The sequence below is a fragment of the Streptomyces sp. NPDC101194 genome, from assembly GCF_044767885.1.
In the GTDB taxonomy this organism is placed as follows: Bacteria; Actinomycetota; Actinomycetes; order Streptomycetales; family Streptomycetaceae; genus Streptomyces.
On record NZ_JBIWOS010000003.1, the window covers coordinates 754,507 to 769,336 of the forward strand.

Genomic DNA, 14,830 nt, shown 5'->3' on the forward strand with positions numbered 1-14,830 from the left:
TACGGGCTCAGGCCGCGGAGGACTCGTGCATGCGGCGGCGCAGGCTCAGCGGCCGCATGTCCGTCCACACCTCGTTGATCCTGGCCAGGCACTCCTCGCGGGTGCCCTCCGTGCCCTCGGCGTGCCAGCCGGCGGGCAGCTCGCGCCCGGCGGGCCACAGCGAGTACTGCTCCTCGTCGTTGAACACCACGCGCTGGACGGGGCCTTCGGACTGCTCTGCGGTCATGACTGACTCCTTGGTGTGGATGGGGTGGTGGGTACGGGATCCGGTCGGGGCCCGCCGGATCAGGCGGGCAGGAAGTCCTCGACGCGCACGCCGAGGCCGCGCTCCTCGGCCCGCTCGCGCACGTACTCCGCGAGCGCCATGTCGAGCACGCCCAGGCCGAACGGCGAGAACACGACGGGGCGGTGCGGCTCGCGGCGCAGCGTGGCCGTCCCGCGCAGCAGCGCACCGATCGGCGCGGCCACGAAGTCACGGTTTCCCGAAGCCTGTTGGGCCAGGTCGAGGGAGGTGCGCTCACGGCAGACGTGGTCGGCGTCGTCGACGACGTTGACCGCGCCGAGGACCGTGTCGGCCGTCAGGTCACGCAGCGAGACATGCAGCACGGTGGTGTCGGGGCCGCAGGCCGCCAGGTCCATGTGCGGGGCCGCGGCGGTCGTGGCGAGAGAGAGGAGCCGGTGCGCGCCGAGGGCCTCGGTCAGGTCGGTCACCACGGAGGTCGTGACCTTCGGGGCCGCCTCGGCGCACCGCACCGCGAACGCCGCGGCGCGCGCCGGATCGGTGTCGTACAGGGCGGCCTCGCGCAGCCCCGGCAGGGCCGCTGCCAGGAAGCGCAGGACCTCCAGGTTGATCACGCCGCAGCCGATCAACAGCACGGAGTCCGGGGCGTTTCCGGCGGTCAGCTCCCGGGCGGCGAGCGCCGCGCTCGCGGCGGTGCGCTTCGCGGAGATCACCGCGCCCTCGACGAACGCCGTCGGGCGGCCGTCGTCCAGCGAGTTGAGCACGATGGCCGCGCTGGCCCTCTCGGCGCCCGCCCCCACATTGCCGGGGAACGAGGCGATCCACTTCATCCCGGCGACGGGCCGACCGCCGCCCCGGTAGGCCGGCAGGCCGATGATCCGGTCCCGGCCGTGCCGCTCCTCGGGGAAGCGCAGGAACGTCGAGTGCGGCAGGGACGTGAGCCCTTCGTCGTGCAGCCGGTAGGTCTCGCCGACGAGCTCGATGATCTCCGCCTCGCGGTCGGCCAGGACGTCCGCCACATCGGCGCGCCGGAGAATCAGCATGGGGTTCCCTTCCTGCGGGGCTGACGGGGGAGGCCAGAGCCTTGGTGATGCGGAGATGGTGCGAGAGGCCGCTATATACGGCCTATACGGACGGCTCGTGCCCCGGCGGGATGCTCCCCGCCGGGGCACGAGCCGTTCTCGCGGCGCGACGCGTCCGGATCCGGCCCCGCTCGGCGCCCGGCGCCGTTCAGGACCCGTGGCGGTTCAGCGCCCGTGCCGCTCCGCTTCCACGTCGTACAGTCCCGTCCCCTTGAGCAGCGGGTCCTGGCGGGCCGTGACGGTGAAGCCCCGGGAACGCAGCAGGGCCGTGAAGCGGTCGAGGCGCCCGTCCTCGTCGTGGACCTCGGCGACGACCCCGCCGATCAGGGGCCAGTGCTCGTCCTCGACGCCGCGCAGCACATCCATCTCGGCGCGTTCCACGTCCACCTTCAACAGGTCGACCCGGGCGACGCCGTGGCGGCGGACCAGTTCGGAGACGGTGAGCGCGGGGACCGTGAACTCGACACCGTCGTGGAGTCCTTCCACCAGCTCCTCGGCGTCCTCGGCGTCGACGCCGCTGTTGCGCAGGTACGCCAGGGTTATCTCGTCGTCGGCGCGCCGGTCGGCGTAGAGGCCGGAGTTGCCCGGCGCCTGCGGGTAGTAGGTGAAGCGCAGCTCGCCGGGGCGGTCCGCGACGGCCGCGCACTCCGCCTGCCAGCCGGGGGCCGCGTGCTCGGCGAGATTGCGGACCAGACAGGCGTGCAGGTCGGGGGCCGGCTCGGCCGCGACGACGCGGACGTCGGGCCGGACACGGGCGCAGTGCACCGCCATGAGTCCGATGTTCGCGCCGATGTCCAGGACGGTGGCGGCGGCCGGCAGCCTGTGCGCCACCCGGTGGTAGGCGCCGGGCGGCTGCATCTCGCGCCACATCGCCACGGCGGCGGGCCCGTTGGTGCACCAGACGGCGGGTCCGGCGGGAAGCCGCAGCCGGAGCTGCTCGTCCGGGCCGGCCTGGACCGATTCCTCCGTCATGGCGCACCTGCCCCGAGGGCGATCAGACGCGCCAGGTCGTCGACGGCGACGAGGCCGGTATCGGCGACGCGGGCCGCGGGTGTGTCGAGGGACACGTCGATCAGCCGCCGCCAGGTGTCGCGGAACCGCTCGATGGTCTCCCGGTCGAAGAGGTCGGTGTTGTAGCGCAGCACGGTCCTGAACTCCTCGCTGCTCTGGAGGACTTCGACGGCGAGGTCGAGCTGGCCCTCCTGCTGCGGCACGTCGCACAGTTCGGCCCGCAGCCCGCCGAGGCGCACCCGGCCCTCGTAGAGCCCCGGGATCGGCAGCCGGTCCACGGCGATGAGGGTGCAGACGATCCGGAAGAGCGGACCGCGCTCGGCGCCGCCCGGCAGGAGCTCGACCGGGTGGCGGGCGTGCGCGATGCCGGTACGCAGCTGACGCTGCGCCGCCTCGAAGGTCTCCAGGAACGTGGTGGCGGGCACGAACCGGGCAGCCACCGGGAGGGAGTTGACGTAGTAGCCGACGGCTTCGCGGGTCGCGGGCGTGAACCGGGTGGTGACCGGGCAGCCGACCAGGAAGGCGTCCCCGGCGCCACAGCGGTGCAGCGCGGACTGGAAGGTGCCGAGGAGCCAGGCGAACGGTGTCAGCGCGCGTCCGGCGGCGGCCTCGCGCAGCCGACGGGTGGTGGTGGCGGGCAGGACGAGTTCGGCGGTGGCCCCGTTGAGGGTGGGCTGTCGCGGGCGCGGCCGGTCGGTGGGCAGAGCCGCCGCGGGCACGCCCCGGCACAGGTCGCGCCAGTGTGCCGCCGACCGCTCGCCGCGCGGTGAGGCGATGAAGTCGCTCTCCGAGCGGACGTGTTGGTCCCAGCCGGCGGGGACCGGGGGCCGGGGCGAGCCGCCTTGGCCGGTGCGCGCGCCGTACTCGGCGAACAGGTCCCTGACGAGCAGCCACTGCGAGGTGGCGTCGCTGACGATGTGGTGCGTGACGGTGACGAGCACGGCGTCGTCGGGGGCCCCGCGCAGCAGCACCGCCCGGAAGGCGCCCTCGTCGGCGAGGCGGAAGGGCTCCTCGGCCGCTCGCCGGGCCAGCCGGAACAACTCCTCCTCGTCCGCTCCGGGCGCGTCGCGCACGTCGAGCCGTACGGAGTCGGCGGGATCGGTCACCCGCGTCGGTCCCGCGTCCGTACCGGGGAAGCGGGAGCGCAGCAGTTCGTGCCGGAGCACGAGCGCGGTGAGCGCGTCCTGGAGGACGTCGGTGCGGACCGGGTCGTACAGCCGGACCGCGAGAACCACGTTGTACGCGGGGCTGTCCGGGTCGAGGTGATGGGCGAGCCAGAGTCCTTCCTGGCCGTTGGAGATGAGCCCGGTGGACATGCAGGTCAGTCCTTCCACAGGTGTGCCACGTCGCCGAAGTTCCGGCTCACCCAGTTGTCGGAGTAGATGGTGTCGAGGTAACGGTCGCCGCCGTCGGGGAAGACCAGCACGCAGTGGGAACCCCGGGGGACGCGGTCCTTGAACTTCCACAGTGCGGCGACGGTGGCCCCCGACGATCCGCCCGCGAGGACGGCCTCGCGGGCGATGAGCCGACGGCAGGCGACCACGCACTCCAGGTCGGATATGTGCACCACCTCGTCGGCCGCCGACGCGTCCATCAGGGGCGGTACCACCGAGGCGCCGTGCCCGGGGATGAGGCGCTGGGTCGACTCCAGGCCGAAGATCGCGCTGCCCTGGGCGTCCACCGCGACGATCGTGGTGTCCAGGCCCCGGGCCCTGATGTGGTCGCGGCAGCCGCGCAGGGTGCCGAAGGTGGAGACCGAGCAGAAGAGGTAGTCGACCTTGCCGTCGAGAGCTTCCTCGATCTCGCGCATGGTGGTCTCGTGTGCCTTGGGGTTGAGCAGACTCGCGTACTGGTTGGGCCAGTACGCCCCGTCGATGGAGGCCACCAGTTCGCGTACCCGGCGCAGCCGCACGGGCAGGTACTCCCCGGTCAGCTCGTCCCGCTCGGTGACGACCTCCACCTCGGCACTGAAGGCGCGCAGGATCGCGAGGTTCTGCTCGGTGGTCTTCGCGTCGACGACGCAGACGAAGCGCAGTCCGTAGTAGCGGCAGATCTGCGCGAGTCCGACGGCCAGGTTGCCCGAGCTGGACTCGACGATCACCGAGCGGCCGGGCTCGACTTCGCCGCTGCGGACGGCCTCGCGCAGCATGCCGAGGGCTGAGCGGTCCTTGATGCTGCCGCCCGGATTGAAGCGCTCGACCTTCCCGAAGACCCGGGAGCCGAAATCCGGCAGCAGTTTCTCCAATTCCACGAGTGGGGTGTTCCCCACGGTCGACAGAATGCCTGGGAACGGTTTGTCGGGCATGGCTGCCCCTTCCCGGATAGTCACTGCGAAGCGCGTACTTGGGCGCGACCGGGGCCCTGTCCGGCCCCGGTCCGCCGGACCAGGTCGTGTCTGAGGGATCCCGCCTGGCGCACGTCGTCCGGCACGCGCACTCGCCGCTTCGTCGGAATCATCCACGTACGCCCGGTACGGGGATGGTCCTTCGCCTCGCGACTGCACGCACCGGACGGCGCTATCGGTCGGACTCGGCCCGGCCGGCCAGCTCGGCCACCAGGTGGGCGGTGATGGCCTCGACCGTCGGGTGGTCCCACGCCATCGTCGGCTCGACGACCAGGCCGAACCGGTCCTCGATGTCGCCGCAGAGCGTGAAGACGTACACCGAGTCGAGGCCCATCTCGGCGAGCTGGGCGCCCTCGTCGATCTCCGAGGCGGGGCGCTCCAGGTAGTAGGAGACGCGGTCGACGAGCCAGGAGCTGATCGCCTGCGGCGCGCGGATGACGGGGTCGGGGCTGGTTGCGGTGGTCTCGGTCATGCGATGACTCCCTTGGCGGGGACCGGCCCGTGGGCGAGCCGTCCGCGGAACAGGTCGAAGGTGCGGTGGTGTTCGTGTCTGGTGGCGAGTTCCGCCGTCAGGCCCCGGACCAGATGTCCGGGCAGCGGGCCGCGACGCGGCCCGAGCCGGTCGGCGAGCCGGTGCAGCGCGCCGGTGACCCACAGCGGGTCGGCGGCGAAGCCGTCGGCGGGCGTGGCCGCGTGCCAGATGCCGAGGCAGGCGGCGGCCGCGAGCAGGTGGGTGCAGCGCTCGGCGAGCAGGAAGGCGCGACGGCTCGCGAGCGGAGTCCGGTCGCGCGGCGGCAGGGCGGCGGCCCGCTGGGCGAGGCCGGCCAGTTCGTCGGCGAACGTGCCTGCCAAAGCGGCCAGTTCACCGAGCCCGGGTTCGTGGGCGGCGCGCTCGGCGAGGTCGCGGGCGAACGCGGGCAGGCGCGCCGCGAGGCCGTCGGCGCCTCGCGCGGACAGTTCGAGGAGACCGAGGTCGAGGTCGGGCATCGGGTCGTCGGGCCGGAACAGCGCTTCGGTGGAGGAAACCGTCGGCTCGCCGTCGAGGGCGGGCCGCCAGGACCGCTCCGCCAGCCGAGGCAGCTGGGGAACGATGTTCGACAGGCACACCGCACCGCTCGCGTGCGCGAGGGCGACGACCGGCAGGTCCCGGGCGGCCTTCTGGAAGACGGCGTACGGTCCCTCACGCAGATAGCTGCGGGCGCCCAGCGTCACGCCCAGGCGGTAGGAGTTCTCCTGAAGCAGCTTCGGCACCAGGTACTTCACGGCCGCGGCGCGTACGCTCGCCTCCCCGGGCGCCAGATGCAGCGTCCGCGCCCCCACGACCGACAGCGCGTCGCAGATCAGCAGATCGAGGAAGGACTCCGCCAGCACGCTCTGCACCTCGGGGAGTTCGGACATGGGACGTCCGTAGAGGAGGCGCTGCCGGGCGAAGTCGAGCACCGCGCGCAGCTGGGTGTCGCCGACGCCGACGACCATGCCCGGCAGCACGCTGCGGGTGACCTGGAAGACCTTCAGGACGGTCTCCATGGCGCCCCCCTCGGCACCGAGGAGCGCGTCGGCCGGTACCGGGCAGGCGTCGAGATCGATGCCACCGAGGCGGCATCCCCGTACGCCCGATGTGCCGAACCGGGCGGAGCGGTCCGCGCGGTCCGCGGGCAGCGCGTCGAGATCGACCAGGAAGTGCGCATGGGCGCGGCTGCCGGCGTCCTCGCCCGTGCGGGCGAACAGGACGGCGGCCTCGGCGCGGCCGATGTTGTTCACCAGCTGCTTGCCGCCGTCCAGGAGACGGCCGCCCGGGGCCGGCCGGGCGGTCAGCGAGATACGGGCGAAGTCGCTGCCGTGGTCGAGTTCGGTGTACGCGGCGACGATGCGGCCGCCGCCGATGAGCAGTTCGGCGGCCCGGCGGCGCTGTTCGTCGCTGCCGTCGGCCCAGACGGGCAGGCCCGCGATGAAGCTGGTGACGCCGTAGCCGATGCCGAGCGCGCAGTCGCGCCGGAACAGGGAGCGCATGAGCAGCGCGAACCGGTCGGCACGCGCGAACCTGCCGCCCAGGGAGACCGGCACGAACTCGGCACCCAGCCCGAAGTCCGCGAGCGCGCGCTCTCCCTCGGCCGACAGCTCGCCGCGCTCGTCGGCGGCGAGCACCGCTCGCAGACCGAGCGGATTGGCGGCGTCCCGCGGATCGCCCAGCAGGGTCTCCAGGCGGTCGACGCGCGCCAGGTCCGGGTCGGACACCGGACCCCTGCCGGCGAGGTGCGGGGCCTCGCGGGCGCCGGTGGTCAACAGGTCCGTCATGCCAGATCCTTCGTCGAGGTCGGGATGGTGGTCGGGGGCGTCACGCCGCGTCCCTCGCCGGCCCGCCGCCGGGCACCCGGCGCCCCTCGCCCAGCGGGCAGGGCAGCAGCGAGAACAGCAGCCCCTCGTCGTGCTGGGCGTACAGGGCGGGCAGCAGGGCGTCGAGCGCGGGACCGTCCTCGTCCTCCAGGTCGGGGGCGCCGGTCAGGCGGCGCAGCAGACGGGCCAGGACCGCGTCGAGCCAGGCCGCGTCCTGCCAGAGCGGGCCGCTCGCCCGGACGGTGCCGGCGTTCTCCAGCCACAGGTGCACCGCGGCGGCGCCCGCGTACACGAGGGCGTAGCGGCGCGCCGCGGCGAACGCCTCCGGCGGCACCGCGCGAGGGCTGTGCCGCGACGCCTTCAGCTCCTCGTGGAGTCCGGCGGCCAGGGCGAGCAGCCGGGCGGCGCGCTCCGCGACATGGGACGGCGCCGCCGTCCTGATCCGCGCCACCGCGTCGGGCAGGGACTGCACGACGCTGGAGCCCGACCGCGCGTAGAGCGCGAGCAGTCCGTGGTCGAGCTCGGGCGGCGGCCCGTCCGGGCGGGCGGCCGCGGCGACCGCGTCCCGGTCGGCGGTGCCGTCGCGGTAGCCGCGGGCGAGCACCGGGAAGTGATTGATCAGGGAGTTGAGGTTGACGGCGGTGCTGCCGTCGAAGATGCCGACGATGCGGTGGTCGCGCTCCAGCTTCTGGAACGCGCCGTCCGCGAAGTCCTCGACCAGCATCGCCCGCGCGCCGAGCAGGCCGCGCAGCGCCCCGATCGTTTCGTCGCCCAGGGTCGGCACCAGGTACTTGACGACGGCCGAGACCACGGCCAGCTCACCGGTGAGTGTGTGGATCGAGCGGGTCGCGACGAGGCTCATGGCCTCCATCGCGAGCAGGTCGGCACAGGACTCGGCCAAGGTGCGTGCGGCGTGGGGCAGTTCGGCGAGCGGTCGCCGGTAGAGGTGGTGCGTGCGGGCGAAGTCCAGCGCGATGCGCAGCGCGTGGTCGGTCATGCCGAGCGACATCGCCGAGCAGAGGGTCCGGGTGATCTGGAATCCCTTGAGGACGATCTCCAGGCCCTCGCCCTCGGCGCCGATCAGCGCGTCGGCGGGCACCTCGGCGCCGTCGAAGGCGATGCCGCTGATGTCCGCGCCGCGCACGCCGTGCGTGGGCACTCGGGGAAGGGCGCGCAGGCTCCCCGTCCCCAGCCGGGACGTGTCGACCAGGAAGAGGCTGAAACCCCGGCTTCCGCCCTGGTCGGCGGTGCGGGCGAGCACGGTCACGAGATCGGCCCGCGTCGCGTTGTTGATCAGCCACTTCTCACCGTCGAGCCGCCATCCGCGCGCCGTGCGCGTGGCCCGCAGCTCCCCCGCGAGCAGGTCGCTGCCGTGCTCCCGCTCGGTCACCGCGAGCGAGACCACCGCACCCGAGGCGACGCGCGAGGCGAGGGTCCGGGCCTGTTCGGGGGTTCCGGCCACCCACACCGAGACGGCGCCCAGGTAGGTCTTGACGTGTCCGAGGGCGACGGTGAAGTCGCGCCGTCCCAGCGTCCTGATGAGCTGCGACAGCTCTTCGCCGGAGCGGAGTTCGCCCCCGTACCGGGCGGGGGCGAACCAGCGCGGCACCCCGAGGGCGTCCAGCTCCCGGCAGATCGCCGCGGGGAACTCCTCGGCCCGGTCCAACCGTGCGCAGGCCGAGCGGGAGAACACCCCGCTCTCGTCGCCGGGGTCGCCCAGCCTCGCCTCCAGTTCGCGGCTGAGCGCGTACGGGTGCCAGGGCTCGTCGGCCGGAACGGTCAGCGCGCCCACGGGGCGGGCCCGCACTGCCGCGGCCGGCCCCCGGAACGCGGCGGCCACCTCCGGCGCCAGCTCCTCGTGCAGGACCTCCAGCTCACCGCGCTCGAAGAGCTCCCGCATCACCGCGCGCCGCACCTTGCCGCTGGTGGTGCGCCGGACCCGTCCCGGTCTGACCAGGACCAGACCACCGACCCGCACACCGAGCCGCCGGGCGAGGGCACCGCGCGCGCCGCGCGCGAGGGCGGTGAGCTCCTCCCCCGACAGGCCGCGCCCACGGGTCTCCTGCACGGCCACGATCTCCTCCGCCGCGTGGCCGCCGCCCGGACGCACCGCGAAGACGGCCGCGGTCTGCTCGGCGAACCCGGGTACCGCTTCTCGGAGTTCGCGCTCGATGTCGTGCGGATACAGATTGCGTCCGTGCACGATGATCATTTCCTTGATGCGCCCGGTGACGTACAGCTCGCCGAGGCGCAGCCCGCCCAGGTCGCCGGTGCGCAGGAAGCCGGCCTCGCCGGCGGCGGTGCGTGCGCCGAAGACGGTGGCGGTCTCCTCGGGGCGGTTCCAGTAGCCGAGCGCGACGCTGCCGCCGCGGATCCAGATCTCGCCGACGCGCCCGTCCGGCAGTTCGGCGCGCGTGGCGGGGTCGACGACCCGGACGTCGAGTCCGCGCACGACGCCGCTGCTCGCCAGTTCCTGCGCCGGCACGCCGTGCCGGGCCTCGGTCAGCTCGCCGCGGGCCAGCGCGCCGGAATCCGCGCGGAGCACCGTCGGAGGCAGTTCCGCGCGGGTTCCGCTGACGTACAGCGTGGCCTCCGCCAGCCCGTAGCCGGGCAGCAGGGAACGCGCCTCGAAGCCCGCCGCGGCGTACCGCTCCGCGAAGCGGGCGAGGGTCGCGGCGTCGACGGGCTCGGCGCCGTTGCAGGCGTACCGCCAGCGTGACAGGTCGAGCCCGGCGGTCTGCTCCTCGGTGAGGCGACGGGCGCACAGGTCGTAGGCGAAGTTCGGGGCACAGCTGATCTCGGCGCCGTGCCGCGCGATCAACCGCAGCCAGGACACCGGCCGCTTGAGGAAGTCGGTGGGCGACATGAGGACCGCGGTGCCGCCCAGGTACAGGGGGGCGAGCATCATCGCGATGAGGCCCATGTCGTGGTGGGCGGGCAGCCAGCTGCACCACGTCATGCCGCCGTGCCAGCCGTGGCTGTCCCGCATCAGACGCAGGTTGTGCACCAGTGCGCCGTGCGGCACCATCACGCCCTTCGGGTCGCCGGTCGACCCGGAGGTGTACTGCAGGAAGCAGAGCGTGCCGGGTTCGACGGACCGCTCGGTCCACGCGTCCGGATCGCCCGCCCGCTCGGCGGACTCCACCGTGACGGCGTCGAGGCCGGGCAGTGCGGCACGCTCGTCCTCGATCCAGCGGGTGACGGCGGCGGCGCTCGCCTCGTCGGTGAGGACCAGCCGGGCCCCGGTGTCCACGGCGATGAGGTTGGTCCGGGACTCCTGCCGGCCGAACCCTCCGGGGGCGGGGACCGGGACCGGGACCGCACCCGCGTACAGGCAGGCGAGGAAGGCGCGGAGGAAGCCGGTGCCGGGCAGGCAGGAGACCAGCACCCGGTCACCGGGCGCGACCAGCTCCGCGACCGTCACGGCCGCCGCCCGCGCCCCGGCGTCCAGGGACGCGTAGGACAGTTCCTCCTCGCCGGACTCGGCACCGAACACGACGGCGCGGCGCTCGGGCGCCGCCGCCGCCCCGCGGCGCAGCGCGCTGACGAAGCTCTCGAAGCCGGACACCCAACCACCCACCTTCTCGTAGCAGTACGGATCCCCAGGCAACAGCCGTGCGCTATGCGGCACCTATACGCGGACCCGGCCGTCCGGGGACACAAAAGGGCCGCCGCACGACGCGAGGGGAGGCGTCGTGCGGCGGCCCTGGACACGGCCCGCTCCGGGCCGCGCAGGTCCGGGCGGCTCAGCCGCAGCCGCCCGCGTGGCCGTCGTCCACCGAGGCCGCGGGGGCGGGCGGCGGGGGTCCGTCCGCGGGGGGCGGGGCCTCGGAGGACTCGACGGCGAGTGCCGCGGCGAAGGCCGGCAGCCGGTCGACGCCCCAGTACTTGTCGAAGTGGTCGACGAAGAACGGTACGCCGAAGACTCCGTCGCGCTGGATGTCGAGCAGCACCCGCACACCCTCGGCCCGCAGTTCCGGGTCGTCGGCGGCGGACGCCAGTTCTTCGCCGTCCAGGCCCAGTTCGGGGCCGAAGCCGCCGATCACCGAACGGTCGCAGATGTCCTGGCCCCGTTCCCAGCGGGCCCGCGCGGCGAGCGCGATGAACTCGGCCCCCCTGCCGTGCCGGTGCGCCGCGAGGTACCCCAGGTGCGGCACCTCCCACACCGGATCACGGTCCACCGGCCAGGTGAAGGACAGCCCCCGCTCGGCGGCCAGACGCCGCACGTCCTGAAGGATGTAGCGGTGTTTGGCCGGGGACATCGGCGTGTAGGGGAAGGCGCCGCCCGCCTCGGCGAGCAGCTTCCGGCTCAGTTCGTCCGGTTCGAAGAACGGCACCCACTCCACGGCCGCCGCGGTGGCCGGATGGCGATCGAGCAGATCCCGCCACGCCAGCCACGAGTACGGGCTGCGCAGCGAGAAGTAGAACCGCGGGGGACGCCTGCGACGGCGCCGCTCGCGGGCGGCACCGCTCACAGCGCGATCCCGCCGTCCACCTGGAACACCTGCCCGGTGACGTACGACGCCTCGGGCGACACCAGGAACGCCACGAGCGACGCCACGTCCTCGGGTCGCCCGAACCGCTTCAGCGGGATCCGGCCCAGCATCTCCTTGGCCACCTTCGGCGGCAGCTCCGAGGTCATGTCCGTGTCGATGAAGCCCGGCGCCACCGTGTTGGCGCGGATGCCGTGGCGCCCGCCCTCCTTGGCGAGCGACCGGGTGAAGCCGATGATCCCCGCCTTGGACGCCGAGTAGTTGGTCTGGCCCGCGTTGCCCGCGACGCCCGCCACCGACGACAGCGTGACGACGGCGCCGCCGCCGCGCTTGATCATCGGGAAGGCCACCGCGCGGCACAGGTTGTACGTGCCGTCGAGGTTGGTGCGCAGTACGGCGTCCCAGTCCTCGTCCGGCATCAGCACCAGCGGGGAGTCCCGGGTGATGCCGGCCGACGTCACCGCCGCCGACGCGGGGCCCAGCCGGTCCTCGGCGGCGGCGACGAAGTCCCGCACCTGCGTGCGGTCCGTGACGTCCACCCGCCGCGCCAGGACGCGGCGCCCCAGCTCACGAACTTCCTTCTCCACCAGGGCCGCCGCCTGGTCGTCGGATCGGTAGCAGAAGCCGATGTCGTAGCCGTCGCGGGCCAGCCGCCCGACGACCGCGCGGCCGATGCCCCGCGACCCTCCGGTGACGAGTGCGACCTTGTCCCCGTGCGATGCGCCACCGCTCCGTGCGGTGGCCTGGTTCCGTGCAGTGCTGTGCGCACTCATCGCGTCCTCTCCTCACACCTTCAGCAGGGCGCGGTCAGGCGCCGAAAGCAGCTCGGCCATGTCGCGCAGCGCGACCACGAACGCGCCGACCCGCAGCACCTCGCGCCCGCCGACGAGCGTCTCGCCGGCCAGGACCGAGGTCTCCCCGGCGGCCTTGACCAGGCGCACCCGGTGCTCCAGCACGTCGCCGGGCCGGGCGCGCCCGCCGACGACGACCTCGTTGATGGCCCCGGCCAGTTCGACCTTCCCGGCGAGCACGTCGGGGTTGGGCTTCTCCCACACGGAGAGCAGCACCGCGGACTGGGCCCACGACTCGATGACGAGCGAGGTCGGGTAGGCGTAGTCGGACGCCGTGGCGTCCTGGCCGAGCGGCGCGTACACCGGTTCGTTGCCGGAGACGGCCTTGTACGCGGTCAGGCTCTCGCCCGGCACCACGTCAGTGACCCGGTCCACCAGCAGGATCTCGCCGCGGTGCGGGATGGTGCCCTTGATCCGGTCGATGCCGTGGACGGTCATCGGACCTCCTCGTGCCGGTCCTTGTCGCGGTAGCGCAGCCGGATGTCGGCCACCTTGCCGCGGTTGGTGGTGACGGCCGCCTTGAACAGCAGCCCGGCGGCGCTCTCCGTGACGCCGATGTCGGTGTGCACCCGGTCGCCCGGGTGGACGGGCCGGTGAAAGCGGCAGCGGTCCATCGCGACCAGTTCCACCTCGCCGTCGTCGCCGGCGGGGGTGGCGCGATTGCTCCTGGCCCACTGCCGAACCGTGCGGTCGGCGGCCTCGATGAGGAACACGCCAGGCAGCACGGGGAAGCCGGGGTAGTGCCCGTCGACGACCGGGCCGTCGACGGGCGCGTCGAATGCGGTGATCGCGCCCTGCGGGCCGATGCGGATCAGCTCGATGTCGCCCAGGGGCGTGGCGGCGCTCACCGCGCGGCCCGCAGCTTGTCGGCGAGCAGTTCGTAGGTGCCCAGCAGCGAGGTGATCGAGGCCAGTTCGGACTCGGCGAGCCGGACGCCGTACTCCTTCTCCAGGCGCACGACGATCTCCAGGGCCATCAGTGAGTCGACCTCCAGGTCCTCCATGAAGTGGGCGCTGTCGGTGACCTCGGCGACGTCCAGGTCGAGGACGTCGGCGACCAGGTCGCGCAGTTCTTCCTTGTCGAGTGCGGGGGCGGTGGTCTCGGGCATGAGCGGGACACGTCCTTCCGGGTGTGGTTCGGCATGGCGGTGGTCGGGGATCAGGTGCGGTCGGCACGCCGCGCGGTGTGCCGCGGCGGCGGTCAGGACGCGCCGGTGCGCAGGACGACCGCACCTGTCTGGCCGTCCGGGTCGATGGAGGTGACGAGCACGGGCCCGGCCGCGGCGTCGGCGGCGAGCGCGCCGGCGAGCTGCAGCGACGCGGCCGCCGCCCCGGCGTCGCCGAGGAGTTTGCGCAGCCGCAGCCGGGGCGGCAGCCGGTCTCCGAAGAACTCGGCGAGCGCGGCGTCCTCGCGGGCGCCGAGCGGGCCGCCGCTGTCCGAGGGCACGATCAGCGTGATCTCGTCGGGACGTACGTCGGCGTTCTTGAGCGCCTCGGTGACGGCGCGGGACACCGCGTCCTGGGCGCGCTCGGGGTCGGTGAACGCCATGAAGCGGGTACCGAGCAGCGTGGCGAGCGGGGTCCGCCCGTAGGAGCGGGCCCGGTCCGGCGATTCGAGCAGGAACAGGGCGCAGCCCTCGCCGAGCGGCCCCGCGGGCCTGCGGTGCGGGCCGCCGGTGCGGGCCCGGTACTCCAGCCAGGCCCGCTCGGCCGAGAACTCCTCCACGGCTCCGCACAGCACGGCCTCGCAATGCCCCTGACGCAGCAGCCTGGCCGCGTAGTTGAGCGCGAGCAGCCCGGTCGGGGCGCCGCCCGCGACCGTGGTGTTGGGACCGCGCAGGGTGTGCCAGATGGCGCTCTGGCCCGCCGCGCGGTTCATCACGGTGTTCGGGAACAGGGCCGGGTCGACGTGGAAGGGCTTCTCGCCGGTGAGGGAGTCCCGGGTGAAGTCCATGATGCTCTGGACGCTGCCGTGCCCGGTGCCGAGGACCATGCCGACGGCCTCCGGGACGTCCTCGGCGAGACCTGACCCGGCCTCGCCGAGCAGCATCCCGGCCGTCGCGACGGCGATGGCCGTGGCACGGTCCATGGCACGGGTGCCCTTGCGGCCGAGTACCGACCGGGCGTCGAAGTCCGGTATGCGGCCCGCCCGTTCATAGGGTCCGAGGTCCGCGGTGCCGTCGGCGGCCCGCGTTCCGTCCCGGTCGGCGCGGATGCCCTCGGTGAAGGCGGCCGCGCCGAGCCCGTACGGGGAGGACGCCGACCAGCCGGATACGACCAGGGTGTCCGGGTCCGCCCCGGTGGCAAGACTGGCAGTCATCGCGTTCTGCTCCTGTCGGTGAAGGATCCGGGTGAGGACCCGTCGGTCGAATACCTGGCCGGTGCGGTTCTCTGCCCGGTGCCCGCCCCGGCCGGGGCGGGCGGGGCGGACGAGGGGGATCCGGTGGAGGCCCCTGGGGGCCGACGGTCACGGGA

The 14,830-nt window shown here is 73.6% G+C and carries 14 protein-coding genes; all 14 read right to left on the reverse strand.

Annotated elements, in window-relative coordinates; all coding sequences use genetic code 11:
- Positions 1-7 precede the first annotated feature (7 nt).
- The gene (locus tag ACIRP2_RS16300) at positions 8-226 is read right to left on the reverse strand and encodes an MbtH family NRPS accessory protein (RefSeq protein WP_351075194.1); all 219 of its coding nucleotides are present in this window, start codon (positions 224-226) and stop codon (positions 8-10) included.
- Positions 227-285: 59 nt separating this feature from the next.
- Positions 286-1,284, reverse strand: coding sequence for a 2,3-diaminopropionate biosynthesis protein SbnB (gene sbnB, locus ACIRP2_RS16305; RefSeq protein ID WP_404250689.1), 999 nt, complete (start codon positions 1,282-1,284; stop codon positions 286-288).
- A 204-nt stretch (positions 1,285-1,488) separates the two neighbouring features.
- Positions 1,489-2,295, reverse strand: coding sequence for an FkbM family methyltransferase (locus ACIRP2_RS16310; RefSeq protein WP_404250691.1), 807 nt, complete (start codon positions 2,293-2,295; stop codon positions 1,489-1,491).
- The gene (locus ACIRP2_RS16315) at positions 2,292-3,650 is read right to left on the reverse strand and encodes a condensation domain-containing protein (RefSeq protein ID WP_404250693.1); all 1,359 of its coding nucleotides are present in this window, start codon (positions 3,648-3,650) and stop codon (positions 2,292-2,294) included. The genes ACIRP2_RS16310 and ACIRP2_RS16315 overlap by 4 nt, the downstream gene beginning before the upstream one ends.
- A gap of 5 nt (positions 3,651-3,655) precedes the next feature.
- The gene (gene sbnA / locus ACIRP2_RS16320) at positions 3,656-4,639 is read right to left on the reverse strand and encodes a 2,3-diaminopropionate biosynthesis protein SbnA (RefSeq protein ID WP_404250695.1); all 984 of its coding nucleotides are present in this window, start codon (positions 4,637-4,639) and stop codon (positions 3,656-3,658) included.
- Between the two features lie 211 nt (positions 4,640-4,850).
- Positions 4,851-5,150, reverse strand: a complete 300-nt coding sequence (locus ACIRP2_RS16325; RefSeq protein WP_404250697.1) for an acyl carrier protein — start codon at positions 5,148-5,150, stop codon at positions 4,851-4,853.
- Positions 5,147-6,973, reverse strand: a complete 1,827-nt coding sequence (locus ACIRP2_RS16330) for an acyl-CoA dehydrogenase family protein (RefSeq protein WP_404250699.1) — start codon at positions 6,971-6,973, stop codon at positions 5,147-5,149. The genes ACIRP2_RS16325 and ACIRP2_RS16330 overlap by 4 nt, the downstream gene beginning before the upstream one ends.
- 40 nt (positions 6,974-7,013) lie before the next feature.
- Entirely contained in the window at positions 7,014-10,622 is a 3,609-nt protein-coding gene (locus ACIRP2_RS16335; RefSeq protein ID WP_404250701.1) for an AMP-binding protein, read from the reverse strand.
- 136 nt (positions 10,623-10,758) lie between these two features.
- Positions 10,759-11,487, reverse strand: coding sequence for a 2-hydroxychromene-2-carboxylate isomerase (locus ACIRP2_RS16340; protein WP_404250703.1), 729 nt, complete (start codon positions 11,485-11,487; stop codon positions 10,759-10,761).
- Positions 11,484-12,278 (reverse strand): 3-oxoacyl-[acyl-carrier-protein] reductase, encoded by a 795-nt coding sequence (gene fabG, locus ACIRP2_RS16345; protein WP_404250705.1) that lies wholly within the window; start codon positions 12,276-12,278, stop codon positions 11,484-11,486. Before fabG ends, ACIRP2_RS16340 begins: the two co-directional genes overlap by 4 nt.
- A gap of 12 nt (positions 12,279-12,290) precedes the next feature.
- Positions 12,291-12,794: a 3-hydroxyacyl-ACP dehydratase FabZ family protein gene (locus ACIRP2_RS16350; RefSeq protein WP_404250707.1), complete on the reverse strand. Its 504-nt coding sequence runs from the start codon at positions 12,792-12,794 to the stop codon at positions 12,291-12,293.
- On the reverse strand, positions 12,791-13,204 hold the full coding sequence (locus ACIRP2_RS16355) for a 3-hydroxyacyl-ACP dehydratase FabZ family protein (RefSeq protein WP_404250709.1): 414 nt from the start codon (positions 13,202-13,204) through the stop codon (positions 12,791-12,793). The genes ACIRP2_RS16350 and ACIRP2_RS16355 overlap by 4 nt, the downstream gene beginning before the upstream one ends.
- A complete protein-coding gene (locus tag ACIRP2_RS16360; RefSeq protein WP_404250711.1) occupies positions 13,201-13,464 on the reverse strand; it encodes an acyl carrier protein in 264 nt (87 codons plus the stop codon). The genes ACIRP2_RS16355 and ACIRP2_RS16360 overlap by 4 nt, the downstream gene beginning before the upstream one ends.
- Before the next feature lie 92 nt (positions 13,465-13,556).
- A complete protein-coding gene (locus tag ACIRP2_RS16365) occupies positions 13,557-14,675 on the reverse strand; it encodes a beta-ketoacyl synthase N-terminal-like domain-containing protein (RefSeq protein ID WP_404250713.1) in 1,119 nt (372 codons plus the stop codon).
- Positions 14,676-14,830: the final 155 nt, after the last annotated feature.

What these genes read in the sequence shown, in the direction of transcription:
- ACIRP2_RS16365 (WP_404250713.1), bottom strand. Translation starts at nt 14,675, where the DNA reads ATGACTGCCAGTCTTGCCACCGGGGCGGACCCGGACACCCTGGTCGTA.
- ACIRP2_RS16310 (WP_404250691.1), bottom strand. Translation starts at nt 2,295, where the DNA reads ATGACGGAGGAATCGGTCCAGGCCGGCCCGGACGAGCAGCTCCGGCTG.
- ACIRP2_RS16360 (WP_404250711.1), bottom strand. Translation starts at nt 13,464, where the DNA reads ATGCCCGAGACCACCGCCCCCGCACTCGACAAGGAAGAACTGCGCGAC.
- fabG (WP_404250705.1), bottom strand. Translation starts at nt 12,278, where the DNA reads ATGAGTGCGCACAGCACTGCACGGAACCAGGCCACCGCACGGAGCGGT.
- ACIRP2_RS16330 (WP_404250699.1), bottom strand. Translation starts at nt 6,973, where the DNA reads ATGACGGACCTGTTGACCACCGGCGCCCGCGAGGCCCCGCACCTCGCC.
- sbnB (WP_404250689.1), bottom strand. Translation starts at nt 1,284, where the DNA reads ATGCTGATTCTCCGGCGCGCCGATGTGGCGGACGTCCTGGCCGACCGC.
- ACIRP2_RS16300 (WP_351075194.1), bottom strand. Translation starts at nt 226, where the DNA reads ATGACCGCAGAGCAGTCCGAAGGCCCCGTCCAGCGCGTGGTGTTCAAC.
- sbnA (WP_404250695.1), bottom strand. Translation starts at nt 4,639, where the DNA reads ATGCCCGACAAACCGTTCCCAGGCATTCTGTCGACCGTGGGGAACACC.
- ACIRP2_RS16325 (WP_404250697.1), bottom strand. Translation starts at nt 5,150, where the DNA reads ATGACCGAGACCACCGCAACCAGCCCCGACCCCGTCATCCGCGCGCCG.
- ACIRP2_RS16315 (WP_404250693.1), bottom strand. Translation starts at nt 3,650, where the DNA reads ATGTCCACCGGGCTCATCTCCAACGGCCAGGAAGGACTCTGGCTCGCC.
- ACIRP2_RS16350 (WP_404250707.1), bottom strand. Translation starts at nt 12,794, where the DNA reads ATGACCGTCCACGGCATCGACCGGATCAAGGGCACCATCCCGCACCGC.